Source organism: Streptomyces sp. NPDC047974 (assembly GCF_040653375.1).
In the GTDB taxonomy this organism is placed as follows: Bacteria; Actinomycetota; Actinomycetes; order Streptomycetales; family Streptomycetaceae; genus Streptomyces.
This window is the reverse complement of record NZ_JBEZNU010000026.1, coordinates 67,549-83,547: the sequence shown is the minus strand read 5'-3', so window position 1 is coordinate 83,547 and position 15,999 is coordinate 67,549. Positions and strand designations below refer to the sequence as shown.

Here is a 15,999-nt window from a genome sequence, read left to right as displayed (position 1 = left end):
TCTCAGCCGCTGGTCAGCATCAGGCCGATGCCCGCGACCATCAGGCCGGCCGCGGCGACCCTCGGGCCGCCGAAGCGCTCCTTGAAGAAGAGGGCGCCGATGGCGGCGCCCACGATGATCGAGGACTCGCGGAGGGCGGCGACGGGGGCCAGCGGGGCCCGGGTCTGGGCCCACAGGACGAGGGCGTACGCGGCGACCGAGAGAGCGGCGCCGAGGAGCCCGCGCGCCGCGTGGGGCCGGAGCTCGGTGAGCAGGGCCCGGCGGCGCACCGCGCACGCGTACACCGGGATCGCCAGGCCCTCCAGGGCCATCAGCCAGGCGATGTAGCCGAGGGTGGTGCCGGAGGCGCGGACGCCGACGCCGTCGACGACCGTGTACAGGGCGATGGAGAGGCCGGTCGCGAGCGCGGCGAGGAGGGCGGGCCAGTGCGCGCCCCTGCCGCGGATGCCCCACAGGGCCAGGCCCGTCAGGCCCGCGCACGCGACCGCCACCCCGAGGAGCTGCCACCGGTCGGGGACCTCGCCCACGAAGACGGCCGCGAGGAGCGTGACCACCAGCGGCGCCGTGCCGCGCGCGATCGGGTACATCTGGCCGAAGTCGCCCAGGGTGAAGGACTTCATCAGCAGCGCGTAGTACGCGACGTGCAGGACCGCCGAGGCGAGCAGGTACGGCCACGCCCCGGCCGCCGGGAGCGGCGTGAAGGGGACCAGCGCCAGGCCGATCAGCGCCCCGCCGCCGGAGATGAGCGTGAAGGAGAGCAGCTGGTCGCGGATGTGGTGGGCCAGCGCGTTCCACGAGGCGTGGGTGACCGCCGCGACCAGCACCGCGCACGCGACCAGCGGCGTCACGCCGTACGCTCGCGCACGTCCGCGACGGTCGCGCCCGCGTGGGCGATCAGTTCCTTCGGGGGCAGCGCGAAGACCGAGTGCGGGGTGCCGGCCGCCGCCCACACCAGGGCGTGGTCGAGCAGCCCCTCGTCGGCGAGGACGCGGGTCCGGGTGCGGTGCCCGAAGGGCGGTACGCCCCCGATCGCGTACCCGGTCGTCTCCCGCACCACGCGCGCGTCCGCCCGCGTGACCTCCCCGGCGCCGAGCGCCTCCCGGACCCGCTCGACGTCCACCCGCGAGGCCCCGTCCATGAGGACCAGCACCGGCACCCCGTCGGCGGCGAAGATCAGCGACTTCACGATCTCGGAGACCGCGCAGCCGATGGCGTCGGCCGCCTGCTGCGCGGTCCGCGTCTCGTCAGGGAAGCGCCGCACCTCGACGTCGAGGCCCAACTCGGCGAGGGCGGCGGCGAACCGGGGGTGGGCGGAGGAAGCGGCGTCGGTCGTCATGCCCCGCACGGTAGCGGTGCGTGTACGGGGCACGCGACCGCATTCCGCCTGCCGGTCAGCCCGCCTTCAGCACGGCCGCCACCACCGGCCCCGCCGCGTCGCCGCCGTGCCCGCCGGCCTCGACGACGGCCGCGGCGGCGAGGTCACCGGAGTAGCCGGTGAACCAGCTGTTGGAGGTGGACTGGGTACCGACCTCCGCCGATCCCGTCTTCGCGCCCTTGGGCGACGGCACCCCCCGCATCGCCTCCAGGGCCGTGCCCTGCGAGGCGGTGGCCGCCGCGTTCATCATCTTCCGCAGCCCGCGGGCGACCTCGTCCGGCAGCCGCTCGGCGGTGGCGAACTCCCGCCCGTCCACGTCCTTCGGGACGAGGTACGGCTGGCGGAAGCCGCCGTCCTTCACGGTCGCGGAGACCGACGCCATGTTGAGCGCGTTCATGGTGAGGGCGCCCTGCCCGATGTACGAGGCGGCGGTCTCGGTGCCGCTGGACTCGGGCACCTCCCCGTCCTCGGTCAGCACGCCGACCGACCACACCTCGCCGATCCCGAACCACTTGCGGGCGGTGTCGCCGAGCGCGGTGTTGTGGACGCCCTTGTTCTTCAGCGGGTTGATCGCCTTGATGAAGGCGGTGTTGCAGGACCTGGCGAACGCGTTCGTCAGGTCGCCCTTGGTGGTGAAGTCCTTCAGGTTGTGGAACGTGTACCCGTCCCACTGCACGGTGGCCGGACACTCCACCGTCGAGTCCGGCCCGGCGACGTCGTACCGCATCATCATCGCCGCCGTCACGATCTTCATCGTGGAGCCGGGCGCCTGCTTCCCCTGGAACGCCGTGTTGAAGCCCGACGCCGGGTTGTTGGCGACCGCCCGTATCGCGCCCGTCGACGGTTCGACCGCCGCCACGGCCGCCGTCGGGAACTCCTTCACCGCCTTCTCCGCCGCCGCCTGCACGTCCGCGTCGATCGTCGTGCGCAGCTCGCCCGGCTTGCCCTTCGACAGCACGAGGAGCGTGGCGCTCGGCGTGCCGTTCGCGCTCTCGATCCAGGTCTCGACGCCCGCCTTGCCGCCCGTCTGGCCGCCGTACCGCTGCCGCAGCGCTTCCAGGACGGGCGCGAGCGAGGGGTACTTCTCCGGCGGCAGGGCGACGCCCTCGTGGTCGACGGCCTCGACCGGCGGGGCCTTCGCGGTGCCGGTCCGCAGCGTGGCGCCGGCGGTCAGCTTCGGGTGCAGCACGGCGGGCGTCCACTTCACCAGCGGGCGGCCGGTGGACTCGCCGCGGACGACGCCGAGCTTCGACTCGTACGTCCACGGCTTCGACACCCCGTCGTAGGTGACGGTCGCCTTCACCGTGAACGGCACGACCGCCCCGGTCGGCGTCCCGGCCGTGATGACCGCCTCCGAGACGCCCGCCCCCTCCCGGTACGCGGCGATCGCCGGGCCCGCCGTCACCGGGTCGTTCGTCAGCTGGCCCGCCTGGTCGGCCTCGCCGGCCGCCCACGCCGCGAGGAAGTCCCGCGCGGTGGCGGTCACCTCCTCCGACGTCACCGGCCCGGTCTTCGGTGCCGACTGCGTCCCGACGTCCGAAGAGCCGCCCGTGATCCCGTTCCAGAGGTTGTACCCCCCGTACGCGACCCCGCTCGCGACGACGACGAACACGCTCCCGACGATCCCGACCTTCGCTCCACTTCGCATCTCTGGGTTCCCTCCCCGTGTGGACCGTCGAGTCAAGCAGCCGCCACTGACAACTGTCGAGCGACGTCCGTCACTTCCGTCACCATGCCCGTCGGCCGCGTACAACCCTCGGGGCCGCTCGGGTGTCTTCCAGGTGAACGTGCGGACGCCCGCACGGCTTCACCACCGAATCTGGGGGGATTTCCGATGAAGCGCACGCACAGCAGCGCAGTGATGGCGACCGCTCTGCTCGCCGGTGTCGTTCCGCTGGTGCTCGGGGGAACGCCGGCCCTGGCCGCGACCGCCCCGGTGGCGGCGGAGGCGCAGGCCACGGTCGAGCCGGGCACGATCGTCCAGGAGGGCGGCCGTGCGACCGTCCCGGCCGGCACCGAAGGACCGGTGACGGTGAGGTTCACCGCCGCCCCGGCTGCCGGTTCGACCGGCCCGCTGACGGCTCGCGTACGCCTGCCGGTCACCGACTACCCCGCGGGCGGCTGGAACCCCTACCGCCTCTCCGACGCGATCGACTCCACCTGCTCGGCCGCCGGCGGTGCCTTCCAGAGCTGCGTCTGGCTGACCGACGATGACCTGAACGAGAACTTCTCCGGTGTCGCCGTCGACTTCCCGGCGGTGCAGACCGCCGACCGGATCGCGTACGCCGTCACCCTCGACCTCCCCCAGGGCCTGGAGTGGATCGGCTCCCTCGACGCACCCGTGACCCTGAAGGACTCCACCGGCAAGGTGGTGGCCGAGGGCCGGCTCGGCATCGACGTGACGGACGGCTCCGACTACCGCAACCTGCTCTTCGGCCGTGACCGCGACGGCGTCCTGTGGTCCTACCAGGGCACCGGCGACCCGGCGCGGCCCCTGCAGAGCAAGGTGCGGGTCGGCGGCGGCTGGCAGCAGTACACGGCGATCGCGCCGCTCGACACGACCGGCACCAACGGTCGCGGTGACCTCGTCGCCCGAGACCGGGACGGCGTCCTCTGGTTCTACGAGGGCAACGCCGACCCCACCGGCGCCGCCCCGTTCAAGCCCCGCGTGCGCGTCGGCGGGGGCTGGAACAAGTACACGGCCCTCACGGGCCAGAGCGGCGGTCTCGTCGCCCGCGACAGCGGCGGCGTTCTGTGGAACTACGAGCGCGTCCAGGAGCCCACCGGCGGAGACGTGTTCAAGCCGCGCGTGGCGGTCGGCGGCGGCTGGAACACCTACAACACGATGACCGACTTCGACAACGGCGGCGCCCTCGCCCGGGACAAGAGCGGCGTGCTGTGGAAGTACGAGCGCGCCCACTACGCCGGCTCGTACCCGGCGGAGCCGTACAAGCAGCGGGTCAAGGTCGGCGGCGGCTGGCAGATCTACACGGCCATCGCCGGTACGGGCAGCCTTCAGATGGACCCCGCGGTCGGCCCGCCGGACGACGTCGTCGCCCGCGACGCCGAGGGCCGGCTCTGGATCTACAAGAGCAAGTCCGGAGCCGGCGGCTGGGTGCCCACCACCCGCACCCTCGTCGGCGGCGGCTGGAACACGTACAACCTGATCTTCTGACCCCGGCCCCGAAAAAGACCGGCCGCGGATCCCGATTCCCCCCGGGGATCCGCGGCCTCGCCGTGCCCGGCCTCCTACCGCCCGCTCAGATCCAGGTGTCCAGCCACATCCTGGCCCGCCACTGGTCCATCGGGATCGGCGTCGCCGTGTAGATCGGCCAGAAGTAGACGAAGCCTCGCGAATCCCGGCCCGCACGGCCCTGACCAGTGACTTCTTCGGCGTCTGGGGCCGGCATGTCGGGGCTGGGCCGTCCCTGGGCCGTGACGGTCGCAAACAGGGCGACCTCGGCGACCTTCGGGGCGGCTCACGGACCGTCGGGAGTTCGTCCGCCGGGGCGGGGATCAGGCGCGTTGGAAGCCGTCGACGGCCATGGAGACGGTGAGGGCCAGGAAGGCGAGACCGACGGCGATGACGACCAGGAAGGCGAGCGTGCCCGCCGCCTTGGCAATCCACGATTTCGCATGGACCGGGTCGGCGGGGTTCCTCGGGTCGTAGGCGACCTTGACGGTCGGCGCGCTGCCGGAGATGTACGCGCCGCGGACCACGCCGTGCAGGTCGGTGTAGGCGTAGTCCTTGGGGCCGCGGCGCACCGCCTCGACGGTGATGCCGTACCGGGGGTAGGTCCACTCGCGGTACTGCATGGACAGGGCCGCGACCCCGAATGCGGCGATGCCCACGGCGATGGGGGTGAACACCAGGAACGCGACCGCGCGGCTCACCGACTCGACGACGTCCAGGGGCACGGCCACCCCGACCGCCACCAGGCCGGTGACCCATGCCGTGAGCCTGAACGCGCGCGTGTACCAGTCGTCATCGGACCCCGCCGGCGCGCTGTCGGTGACGAGAGCCGTGCCGTCGGCCGCCCGCTCCTCCGGCAGGAGCGCGGTGACGGCGTCGGCGAACGCCGTGGCCGCCACCTCACTCACGCCCCGGACCTCGTACGTGACCGGGGCCGTCCCGGCCGGGGCGGTCAGCTCCACGGCAAGGGCACGGCCCTCGGCGCCGACTCGGCGGACGGCCTGGAGCGGGATCCGCTTCTCCTTGCGCCGCCGGCTCAGGACGAGGACGTCGTCCTGAGCCTGGAGGGTGGTACCAGCGCGGCCCCGGAGGACGGGTATCGGTGAGGTGGTGGTGGACATGAGCGTCGATAGTAGGGCGGGGACGTCTTTCAGGCGTGGGGTTACCTGTACAGAGCCGCCGGGAACATCGGGCGCTCACCGCTGACGCCCTGCTCGCAGGCGGCTTGGCCCGCTAGCGGGGCCGCTAACGCTAGCGGGTGCTCCTACTGGCGCTAGCGGGGGACCAGGGCCGTCCTGGGCCGTCTGTGGGCCGTCGAAGGGTGGCCGATGGCCACCGAGAACCACCGACAACAACCAAGAGGGCGCGACCACCGGTCGCGCCCTCTTGTCGTGCTTTCCCAGCTAGATCCAGGTGTCCAGCCACATCCGGGCCCGCCACTGGTCCATCGGGATCGGCGTCGCCGTGTAGATCGGCCAGAAGTAGATGAAGTTCCAGACGATCAGGAGGACCAGGCAGCCCGCCACCACGGCGCCGATCGTGCGGCGCCTCTCGGTGGAGCCCTTCGGGCCGATGATGGCGCCGATCATCATGGCCACCGCCAGGCACAGGAAGGGGACGAGGATCACGGCGTAGAAGTAGAAGATCGTGCGCTCCTGGTAGCGGAGCCAGGGGAGCCAGCCGGCGGCGAAGGCGCAGAGGATCGCGCCGGCGCGCCAGTCGCGGCGGAACAGCCAGCGCCACAGGACGTACAGGAGGGCGGCGCAGCCGGCCCACCACAGGAGGGGGGTGCCGAGGGCGAGGATCTCCTGGGCGCACTTCTCCTTCGCGGAGGCCGGGCAGCCGCCGGTGCCGGGGGCGGGGGACTCGTAGAAGTAGGAGACGGGGCGGCCCGCGACCAGCCAGGACCAGGGGTTGGACTCGTACGTGTGGGGCGAGGTCAGCTCGACGTGGAACTTCCACACCGCGGACTCGTAGTGCCACAGGCTGCGCCACCACTGCGGCAGCCAGCTCCAGAAACCGGGGTCCACCGCGTCCTGCTCGGCGGCCCAGTTCCGGAAGTACCCCTTGTCGGAGACGAGCCAGCCCGACCAGGTGGCCAGGTACGCGGCGAACGCCACCGGCACCGTGGAGACGAAGGCGGGCAGCACGTCCCTCTTCAGGACCGCCACGTACGGGCGGACCGCGCCCGCCGTCCGCCGGGCGCCGATGTCCCACAGGACCGTCATCAGGCCGAACGCGGCCAGGAAGACCAGGCCGTTCCACTTCGTGGCGCCCGCGAGGCCCAGCATCACACCGGCCGCGAGCCGCCACGGGCGCCAGCCCAGGCGCAGGGTCTCGGCGATCTCCGCGTCCGGACGGAGGACTCCCTCCTCGTCCTCGGGGAGCGCGGCGGCGAGCCGTTTCCGCGACCGGTCCCGGTCGACGACCAGGCAGCAGAAGGCCGCCAGGATGAAGAACATCAGCACCTGGTCGAGGAGCGCGGTGCGGCTCATCACGAAGTGCAGGCCGTCGACGGCGAGCAGCAGCCCGGCGAGGCAGCCGAGGAAGGTGGAGCGGAAGAGGCGGCGGCCGATCCGGCACACCATCAGGACGGAGAGCGTCCCGAGCAGCGCCACCATGAACCGCCAGCCGAACGGTTCGAAGCCGAAGAGCTTCTCGCCCAGGCCGATGACCCACTTGCCCATCGGCGGGTGGACGACGTACCCCGGGTCGGTGGGGATCAGGACCGAGCCGGGGTCCTTCAGGATCGTCTTGTCGATGTCCTTGGGCCACGCCCCCTCGTACCCCTGGTTGATCAGGGCCCAGGAGTCCTTGGCGTAGTACGTCTCGTCGAATATCACCGCGTGCGGCTTGCCCAGGTTCCAGAACCGGAGCACCCCGGCGACGGCCGCGACGAGCAGCGGACCGCCCCAGGCGGACAGCCGCCACAGCCGGTCGGCGGCCGCGGGCCCGAGCCCCAGGAGGGACGTCACCCGCGGCGACGGCCGGGTGTACGGCGGGTCGAGCCGGTCCCGCGTGCCGATGGCGAGCGAGCCGGCGGCGGGCGGGCGGTAGCCGAAGCGCCGCAGCCGCAGCTGCCACGAAGAGGGCTCGGCCACGGTCGGCGCCATGGAGTGCTGGCCCTCCAGGGCCTCGGGTGCGGTACGGGTCACCGCGCCATCGTAGGGACTGCGCCTGTGCGCGTCGCCCGTCCCGGCGGTACGGGGCGCCGTGACGGGTGCGACTCCTGGGAGGATGGGACGCGTGACTGGAACGCTGGTACTCGCAGGGACCCCCATCGGTGACGTCGCGGACGCGCCGCCGCGGCTCGTCGCCGAGCTGGAGGGGGCGGACATCGTCGCGGCCGAGGACACCCGCCGGCTGCGCGGGCTGACCCGGGCGCTCGGCGTGCACACCACCGGGCGGGTGGTGTCGTACTTCGAGGGGAACGAGTCGGCGCGCACGCCCGAGCTGGTCGAGGCCCTGCAGGGCGGCGCCCGGGTGCTCCTCGTGACCGACGCGGGCATGCCGTCGGTCTCCGACCCGGGCTACCGGCTCGTCGCCGCCGCCGTCGAGGCGGACATCAAGGTGACCGCCGTCCCCGGCCCGTCCGCCGTGCTCACCGCGCTCGCGCTCTCCGGCCTTCCGGTCGACCGGTTCTGCTTCGAGGGCTTCCTGCCGAGGAAGGCGGGCGAGCGGCTCGGCCGGCTCAGGGAGGTCGCGGCCGAGCGGCGCACCCTCGTCTACTTCGAGGCCCCGCACCGGCTCGACGACACCCTCGACGCGATGGCCGAGGTCTTCGGCACCGACCGGCGCGCCGCCGTCTGCCGCGAGCTGACCAAGACGTACGAGGAGGTCAAGCGCGGCCCGCTGGGCGAGCTGGCGGCCTGGGCGAAGGAAGGGGTGCGCGGCGAGATCACGGTCGTCGTCGAGGGCGCCCCGGAGACCGGCCCCGAGGAGCTGGACGCGGCCGAGCTGGTGCGCAGGGTGCGGGTGCGCGAGGAGGCGGGGGAGCGGCGCAAGGAGGCGATCGCCGCGGTCGCCGTCGAGGCGGGGCTGCCCAAGCGGGAGGTCTTCGACGCGGTCGTCGCGGCGAAGAACGCGTCCTGACAATTCCAGGAAAGGCCCTGGAAACGGTAAAGGGCTAACCTTTAAGGCAAAGCCGAATCCGGCGCCGGGAGTCTTCAGAGGGCGCTTCGGCAAGGGAACGCCCAAAACCGTTCCACGGTTTCTTCCCCGCTGATGCGCTCCGGCCCGAAAAGGCGTCCACTGGACCAGTGGAGAGGAGCTGGCATGAGTGAGACCACCGGCACCGGAACGCCCGTCGTCCATGAGGCCTACGCCTTCGCCTGCATGAGGTGCGGGTACGGCTGGGAGCAGTCCTACGAGATAGAGCACCACACGGACGCGCACGGCCAGGCGTTCGTCGTGTACAAGGCGGACGGAGAGCGGGTCCCCTCCCCGCTCTCGAATCCGACCTGCATGAACTGCGGCGGCCATGTGGTGCGGATCATGCGCGCCGGGCAGGTGTCGACCGTGCTGGACCTGATCGCGTCGATGGAGCACCACGGGCGCGGGGCGAAGGAGACCAGTCCCGTCTCGGCGGCCGGACCGATCGGCCAGTCGCTGACCGAGGGCGAGGAGGCCCCGCCGCCGGTCCCGCACCACTGGCACCTCTCCGATCTGCTCCACCCCTTCCGCTCCCGGCACTGAGAGCGGGCGCCGGAACCGCCGCGCGGACGTGCTCATGGCCCTCGTACGATCGGGGCCATGAGTGCCAAGGACGCCCCGCCGCCGCTGCCCGAACCCCTCCTCGTGGAGGTCGCGGACTCGCACACCCACCTCGACATGCAGTCCGGCACGGTCGAGGAGGCGCTGACCAAGGCCGCGGCCGTCGGCGTCACGACGGTCGTGCAGGTCGGCTGTGACGTGAAGGGCTCCCGGTGGGCCGCGGAGACGGCGGAGCGGTACGCGAACGTGCACGCGGCCGTCGCCCTGCACCCCAACGAGGCGCCCCGGATCGTCCTCGGGGACCCCGACGGTTGGTCGCGGCAGGGGGCGCGGGAGGCGGGCGGCGACGCGGCGCTCGACGACGCGCTCGCCGAGATCGACCGGCTCGCCGCCCTTCCGCACGTCCTCGGCGTCGGCGAGACCGGCCTCGACTTCTTCCGCACGGGCCCCGAGGGCATGGCCGCGCAGGAGCGTTCCTTCCGCGCCCACATCGAGATCGCCAAGCGGCACGGCAAGACCCTCGTCATCCACGACCGGGAGGCCCACGCCGACGTGCTGCGCGTCCTGGACGAGGAGGGCGCCCCCGAACGGACCGTCTTCCACTGCTACTCCGGCGACGCCGCGATGGCGGAGATCTGCGCCGCCAAGGGCTACTACATGTCCTTCGCCGGCAACATGACCTTCAAGAACGCCCAGCCGCTGCGCGACGCGCTCGCCGTCGCCCCGCTGGACCTCGTCCTCGTCGAGACCGACGCCCCCTTCCTCACCCCGGCGCCCTTCCGGGGCCGCCCCAACGCCCCGTACCTGATCCCGGTCACGGTCCGGGCGATGGCCTCGGTGCGCGGGATCGACGAGAACGCGATGGCGGAGGCGCTCGCCGTGAACACGGCCCGCGCCTTCGACTACTGAGTGTGCATGTTCGGTTGCTGAATGTATAGCCGTGTGGTAAGCTGCACGCCTGCCTCGGCAGCGGTCAGGGCTTGGCCGTCCTGTGGACTTCGGTCGCAAGGGAGAAGCCCCCTCGTTCGCGAGGGGGAGGAGTCACAACGGTTACGTGTCGTAGCCGAGTCGTTCGCGAGAGTGGCCGGGATCGGGCGGTAGGGTCCCGGCCTCGTGAGCACTTCCCAGGGCAGTCACCGCGCCGGACGGCGGGGGGCGGCGGCCATGCTGCCCGTCCACGAGCAGCCCACCCAGGCCGTCCCCCTGACCGTCCCCCCGCAGGGCCGGGCCGCGGCCCGGCGCGGGGCCCGGCGCCGCAAGGCCGCCCGCCCGGCCGGCGACGGACTGCGCAGGCTCGTCCCGCAGGCCCTCGTCGTCGCCTTCCTGGCCGGCGGCACCAGCGCCTTCGTCGCCGACGACAAGGCCGTCCGGCTCACCGTCGACGGCGTCCCCCGCACCCTGCACACCTTCTCCGACGACGTGCGGGAGCTCCTCGCCGACGAGGGCCTGGAGGTCGGCGAGCACGACCTCGTCGCCCCCGCCCCCGGGGCGCCGCTGGCCAGCGGCGACGAGGTCGTCCTGCGGTACGGCCGGCCCGTCGCCCTCACCCTCGACGGCTACCGACGCCAGGTGTGGACCACCGCCGACACCGTCGACGGCGCCCTGCGCCAGCTCGGCGTCCGCGCCGAGGGCGCCCATCTGTCGGTCTCCCGCTCCGCCGCGATCTCCCGCACCGGCCTCGCGCTCGACGTCCGCACCGAACGCGCGGTCACCTTCCTCGCCGACGGCCGCGAGCGGACCGTCCGCACCAACGCGGCCACCGTCGCCGAGGCCCTCGACGAGGCCGGCATCACCCTCGGCGGCGAGGACACCACCTCCGTCCCCCGGGACGCCTTCCCCCGCGACGGGCAGACCGTCACCGTGCTGCGGATCACCGGCTCCACCCAGACCCGCGAGGAGGCCGTCCCGTACGCCGTCGAGCGCGTCCGCGACCCGGAGCTCTTCGCCGGCACCGAGGTCGTCGAGCGGCAGGGCGTGCCGGGCCTGCGCCGGATCACGTACCACCTGCGCTCCGTCAACGGCGTGAAGCAGAAGCCGCGCCGCACCGGCGAGGAGCTGGTCCGCGAACCCGTCTCCCGCAAGGTCCGCGTCGGCACCCGCGCGCTCCCCGGCTCCGTGGCCGGCGCCGACGGCCTGAACTGGGGCGCGCTCGCCGCCTGCGAGTCCGGCGGCCGGCCGGGCGCGGTCGACCCCTCGGGGACGTACGGCGGCCTCTACCAGTTCGACCCCGGTACGTGGCGCTCCCTCGGCGGCACCGGCGTCGCCCAGAACGCCCCCGCCGCCGAGCAGACCTTCCGGGCGAAGAAGCTCTACGTCCAGCGCGGCGCGGGGCCCTGGCCGCACTGCGGACGCAGGTTGTTCCAGTGACCGGCACGGCGACCCGTAGGCTGTACCGGTGAGCACCACCACCGGCCCCGACGGCCCCGACGCCCTCCTCGGCCCCGCCGACATCCGTGAGCTGGCCGCCGCCCTCGGCGTGCGCCCCACGAAGCAGAAGGGCCAGAACTTCGTCATCGACGCCAACACCGTCCGGCGCATCGTCCGCACCGCGGGCGTCCGCCCGGACGACGTCGTCGTCGAGGTGGGGCCCGGACTCGGCTCCCTCACCCTGGCGCTCCTGGAGGCCGCCGACCGGGTGACCGCCGTCGAGATCGACGACATCCTGGCCGCCGCGCTGCCGTCGACGATCGCCGCGCGCATGCCGGAGCGGAAGGACCGCTTCGCGCTGGTCCACTCCGACGCCATGCTCGTCCAGGAGCTGCCCGGCCCGGCGCCGACCGCGCTCGTCGCCAACCTCCCGTACAACGTGGCCGTGCCCGTCCTGCTCCACATGCTCGACCGCTTCCCGACCATCGAGCGGACCCTCGTCATGGTCCAGGCCGAGGTCGCCGACCGGCTCGCCGCCGGACCGGGCAACAAGGTGTACGGCGTCCCCTCCGTCAAGGCGAACTGGTACGCCGAGGTCAAGCGCGCCGGGGCCATCGGCCGCAACGTCTTCTGGCCCGCGCCCAACGTCGACTCGGGTCTCGTCTCCCTGGTCCGCCGCACCGAGCCGATCGCGACCACCGCCACCAAGGCGGAGGTCTTCGCGGTCGTCGACGCGGCCTTCGCGCAGCGCCGCAAGACGCTGCGGGCCGCCCTCGCCGGCTGGGCGGGCTCGCCCGCCGCCGCCGAGGAGGCGCTGGTGAAGGCCGGGATCTCGCCGCAGGAGCGCGGCGAGGCGCTGACGGTCGAGGAGTTCGCCCGGATCGCGGAGAACAAGCCGGAGGCGCGGGCGTGAACGGCGTGACGGGCGCGAGCGGTGTGACCGTACGGGTCCCGGCCAAGGTCAACGCGCAGCTCGCGGTGGGCGCGGCCCGCCCCGACGGCTTCCACGACCTCGCCAACGTCTTCCTCGCGGTGTCGCTGTACGACGAGGTCACCGCCACCCCCGCCGACCGGCTGACGGTCACCTGCGAGGGCCCCGACGCGGACAAGGTCCCCCTCGACGGCACCAACCTGGCCGCCCGCGCCGCCACCCTCCTCGCCGCCCGGCACGGCCTCTCCCCGGACGTCCACCTGCACATCGCCAAGGCGATCCCGGTGGCCGGCGGCATGGCCGGCGGCAGCGCGGACGGCGCCGGCGCCCTCCTGGCCTGCGACGCCCTGTGGGGACTCGGCACCCCGCGTGACGTGCTCCTGGAGATCTGCGCCGAACTCGGCTCCGACGTCCCCTTCAGCCTCGTCGGCGGCGCGGCGCTCGGCGTCGGCCGCGGCGAGCGGCTGACGGAACTGCCGGTGGCCGGGCCCTTCCACTGGGTCTTCGCGGTCGCCGACGGCGGCCTGTCGACGCCCGCGGTGTACGGCGAGTTCGACCGCCTCGCCGAAGGCGTCGAGATCCCGGAGCCCGCGGCCGCCCCGGAGCTCCTGGACGCCCTGTCCTCCGGCGACACCGCGGCCCTGGCGGCCGCGCTGTCGAACGACCTCCAGCCCGCGGCGCTCTCCCTGCGTCCCTCCCTTGCCGCCACCCTCACGGCCGGTACCGAGGCCGGCGCCCTGGCGGCCCTGGTCTCCGGCTCGGGCCCGACGACGGCGTTCCTGGTGAAGGACGCGGACGCGGCGGACCAGGTGGCGCGGGCCCTGCGCGCCTCCGGCACGTGCCGCGCCACCCACACGGCGACCTCGCCGGCGCCGGGCGCGACGGTCGTCTAGAGCTTGTTCTTGGAGAGCGTGGCCAGGAGCAGGTTCGGGTCGGGGTCCAGCGTGTTGAAGAAGGCCGCGCTGTTCACGTAGACGGTCTTGTGGCGCACCGCCACGGAGGTCGGGTCGTCGAGCCCGTCCGTGCCGGTGAGCACGGTCTTGTGGGTGCCGTCCGGCCGGACGAGCTCCAGCTTGTCGGCCATGATCAGCGCGGCGAGGACCGTGTCGCCGTGCCCGGTGAAGTCGAAGTCGTCGATGAAGTCGAGACCGGTCGCCCGGGTCTCGGTCGGGCCGGCGGTCAGGTCCTTTCGGACCGGGATCCGCAGCAGGGTCCCCTGGGCGGTGTTGGACACCCAGACGGCGCCGTCGTGGACCTTGAGGCCGTTGGCGCCGAACGGGACCTCGGCGGTGGGTTCGAGCGCGGCCCCGGTGGCCCAGGCCGTGGGCTCGCCGCCGGTCACCGGGAGGCTCCACACCCTGCCGAGCCGCGTGTCGGCCGTGTAGAGGGTGCCGCACTTCTCGTCGAGGGCCAGGCCGTTGGGGAAGGCGTCGGCCGGGAAGAAGCCGATCTGTTCCGGCGTGCCGCCACCGGGCGGGATACGCCAGATGCCGGTTTCCTTCCTGCCGGTGGCGTAGGTGACGTACAGGGTGCCGTCGTGGGCGCGGGCGATGCCGAGGGCGACGGCCCCGCCGACGGGGGTCTGCGCGTCCGGCACCTCGGGCAGGGTGGCGAGGATCGTCGTCTCGCCCTGCCGGGTGACGCGGGCGACCTGGTGGGCGAAGGCGAAGGTGATGTCGGCGGAGCCGTCGGGTTCGAGGGCGATGTTCTCCGCGTTCTGCCCGGCGGCGAAGTCGAAGTGGGCGACGACACGGGGATCGGTGACGGTCGGGTCGCCGGCCGACGCGGGGCCGGCGGCGAGCACGGTGAGGGCGACGGCGGCGCCGGCGGCGGCCGCCAGGCGTGGGTGTCTCGACATGGATCTCTCCTCGGAGGTGGTGGGTGATCCGAGGAGAACATGACGGTTTGCGGGGTGCGTCCTCCGGCAGCCCCGGCCGGGAGGTCGCCCGCGTGGCCGACGGCGTGAGCCGGTTGGCAGGCGTGCGCGGGCGGCGGACGCGGGCGCCGACACCCCGTACTCAGGCGCCGGTTGAGTATCCGCGCCCTGACGGAGCCCCGGGCCGGCGAGGGACGGTGGCGCCATGGGAATCAGCGCGCGTGAGCTCGCCGCCGCCACCCCGGCGGCGCGCGACCGGTATGTGGACCTGCTGCGGGTCGTCTCGCTCGGGGTCGTCGTCCTCGGCCACTGGCTGATGGCGGCCGTGACCCAGGACGGCGTCGGCAACCTGCTGGCGGTCGTGCCGGAGCTCCAGGCGGCGACCTGGGCGCTCCAGGTGATGCCGGTGTTCTTCTTCGTGGGCGGCTTCGCGCACGCCCTCGCCCACCGCTCCCGCCCCCGGTACGCGGACTTCCTGCGGGCCCGGCTGCGCCGGCTGCTGCGGCCGACGATGGTGTTCGTCGCGGTGTGGGGCGCGGCGGCGCTCGCCCTCCAGGTGGCCGGGGCCGACGGCGGGCTGACCGGTGTCGCGCTGCGGCTGGTCACGCAGCCGCTGTGGTTCATCGGGATCTACCTCGCGATGGTCGCCTTCACCCCGCCGCTGCTGCGGGCGCACGAGCGGTACGGCTGGGGCGCCTTCGCGGGGCTCGCGGCCGCCGCCGTCCTCGTCGACGCGGCGCGCTTCGCCGCCGGCGTCCCGTACGTCGAGTTCCTGAACTTCGCGTTCGTCTGGCTGGCCGTGCACCAGCTGGGCTTTCTGAAGGCCGACGGCATGATCCGGCGCCCGGCGCTCCTCGCGGCGGCGGGGCTCGCCGGAGCGGGCCTGCTCGTGGCCTTCGGCCCGTACCCGCTGTCCATGGTGGGGATGCCCGGCGAGAAGGTGTCGAACATGGCCCCGCCGACGCTGGCCCTGCTCTGCCACGGCCTGTGGCTGATCGGCGCGGTGGAGCTGCTGCGCGGCCCGGGGGCGCGGTTCGCGGCCCGGGCGCGGGTCTGGCGGACGGTGGTCGCGGCCAACGGCATCGCGATGACGGCCTTCCTGTGGCACCTGACGGCGATGCTCGGCGTGTACGGCGGGATGCTCGCGCTCGGCGTGCGGCTCCCGGCCCCGGCGACGGCCGCCTGGTGGGCGCAGCTGCCGCCCAGGCTCCTCGCGGCGGCCGCGCTGACCGCGCTCCTCGTCGCGGTCTTCCGCCGCTTCGAGGCGCCCGCCCCCGTCCCCCGCACCGGCGGCTCGGGACCGCTCGCGGCGCTCGGCATCGCCCTCGCCCTCCTGGGCGTCCTGGGCCTGTCGATGACGGGCTTCGGCGGCCTCCTGGAGGGCCACACCGCCACCCTGATCGCGGTCAGGGTGACCGCGCCGGCGGCGGTCGCGATGGCCCTGGTGGGCTGGCTCCTGGTCGACCGGCCGGGCCGCTCCCGGTCCTGACCCGGTCGGCAGGGCCGCCGAGGGGCGCGGGGACGTACCCTGGTACGTCGATCGA

At 73.6% G+C, this 15,999-nt stretch carries 14 protein-coding genes; 8 read left to right on the top strand and 6 right to left on the bottom strand.

Annotated features, from left to right (window positions below; genetic code table 11):
* Window positions 1–2: 2 nt before the first annotated feature.
* The 3 genes from AB0E19_RS29890 to AB0E19_RS29880 are packed head-to-tail and all read right to left on the bottom strand — an operon-like array spanning window position 3 to window position 3,023.
* Complete coding sequence (locus AB0E19_RS29890; protein WP_362185308.1) at window positions 3–848, bottom strand: DMT family transporter; 846 nt, start codon at window positions 846–848, stop codon at window positions 3–5.
* Window positions 845–1,336, bottom strand: a complete 492-nt coding sequence (locus AB0E19_RS29885) for a YbaK/EbsC family protein (RefSeq protein ID WP_362185307.1) — start codon at window positions 1,334–1,336, stop codon at window positions 845–847. Before AB0E19_RS29885 ends, AB0E19_RS29890 begins: the two co-directional genes overlap by 4 nt.
* Window positions 1,337–1,391: 55 nt before the next feature.
* On the bottom strand, window positions 1,392–3,023 hold the full coding sequence (locus AB0E19_RS29880) for a penicillin-binding transpeptidase domain-containing protein (protein ID WP_362185306.1): 1,632 nt from the start codon (window positions 3,021–3,023) through the stop codon (window positions 1,392–1,394).
* A 186-nt stretch (window positions 3,024–3,209) separates the two neighbouring features.
* Between AB0E19_RS29880 and AB0E19_RS29875 the strand changes: the two genes are divergently transcribed.
* The gene (locus tag AB0E19_RS29875) at window positions 3,210–4,550 is read left to right on the top strand and encodes a tachylectin-related carbohydrate-binding protein (protein ID WP_362185305.1); all 1,341 of its coding nucleotides are present in this window, start codon (window positions 3,210–3,212) and stop codon (window positions 4,548–4,550) included.
* Window positions 4,551–4,891: 341 nt separating this feature from the next.
* On the opposite strand, the gene AB0E19_RS29870 is transcribed toward AB0E19_RS29875, so the two are convergent.
* Entirely contained in the window at window positions 4,892–5,689 is a 798-nt protein-coding gene (locus AB0E19_RS29870) for a hypothetical protein (protein WP_362185304.1), read from the bottom strand.
* Window positions 5,690–5,971: 282 nt separating this feature from the next.
* Window positions 5,972–7,723 carry a phospholipid carrier-dependent glycosyltransferase gene (locus tag AB0E19_RS29865; protein WP_362185303.1) on the bottom strand — a complete coding sequence of 584 codons (1,752 nt, stop codon included), beginning with the start codon at window positions 7,721–7,723 and terminating at the stop codon, window positions 5,972–5,974.
* 91 nt (window positions 7,724–7,814) lie between these two features.
* Here AB0E19_RS29865 and rsmI point away from each other — a divergent pair, with 91 nt between their 5' ends.
* The 6 genes from rsmI (at window position 7,815) to AB0E19_RS29835 (ending at window position 13,472) form a co-directional block, all read left to right on the top strand.
* Entirely contained in the window at window positions 7,815–8,660 is an 846-nt protein-coding gene (gene rsmI / locus AB0E19_RS29860; protein WP_362185302.1) for a 16S rRNA (cytidine(1402)-2'-O)-methyltransferase, read from the top strand.
* 183 nt (window positions 8,661–8,843) lie between these two features.
* Window positions 8,844–9,263: a hypothetical protein gene (locus AB0E19_RS29855; RefSeq protein ID WP_362185301.1), complete on the top strand. Its 420-nt coding sequence runs from the start codon at window positions 8,844–8,846 to the stop codon at window positions 9,261–9,263.
* Between the two features lie 57 nt (window positions 9,264–9,320).
* Window positions 9,321–10,190 carry a TatD family hydrolase gene (locus AB0E19_RS29850; protein WP_362185300.1) on the top strand — a complete coding sequence of 290 codons (870 nt, stop codon included), beginning with the start codon at window positions 9,321–9,323 and terminating at the stop codon, window positions 10,188–10,190.
* A gap of 255 nt (window positions 10,191–10,445) precedes the next feature.
* Window positions 10,446–11,648, top strand: coding sequence for a ubiquitin-like domain-containing protein (locus AB0E19_RS29845; protein ID WP_362185328.1), 1,203 nt, complete (start codon window positions 10,446–10,448; stop codon window positions 11,646–11,648).
* A 28-nt stretch (window positions 11,649–11,676) separates the two neighbouring features.
* Window positions 11,677–12,561 carry a 16S rRNA (adenine(1518)-N(6)/adenine(1519)-N(6))-dimethyltransferase RsmA gene (gene rsmA / locus AB0E19_RS29840; RefSeq protein ID WP_362185299.1) on the top strand — a complete coding sequence of 295 codons (885 nt, stop codon included), beginning with the start codon at window positions 11,677–11,679 and terminating at the stop codon, window positions 12,559–12,561.
* A gap of 5 nt (window positions 12,562–12,566) precedes the next feature.
* Window positions 12,567–13,472, top strand: a complete 906-nt coding sequence (locus tag AB0E19_RS29835) for a 4-(cytidine 5'-diphospho)-2-C-methyl-D-erythritol kinase (RefSeq protein WP_362185327.1) — start codon at window positions 12,567–12,569, stop codon at window positions 13,470–13,472.
* Here AB0E19_RS29835 and AB0E19_RS29830 read toward each other — a convergent pair.
* Window positions 13,469–14,437, bottom strand: coding sequence for a hypothetical protein (locus AB0E19_RS29830; RefSeq protein WP_362185298.1), 969 nt, complete (start codon window positions 14,435–14,437; stop codon window positions 13,469–13,471). The two genes, AB0E19_RS29835 and AB0E19_RS29830, sit on opposite strands and share 4 nt — an antisense overlap.
* Window positions 14,438–14,660: 223 nt before the next feature.
* On the opposite strand from AB0E19_RS29830, the gene AB0E19_RS29825 reads away from it, so the two are divergent.
* Complete coding sequence (locus tag AB0E19_RS29825; protein ID WP_362185297.1) at window positions 14,661–15,944, top strand: acyltransferase family protein; 1,284 nt, start codon at window positions 14,661–14,663, stop codon at window positions 15,942–15,944.
* The last annotated feature ends 55 nt before the right edge of the window (window positions 15,945–15,999 follow it).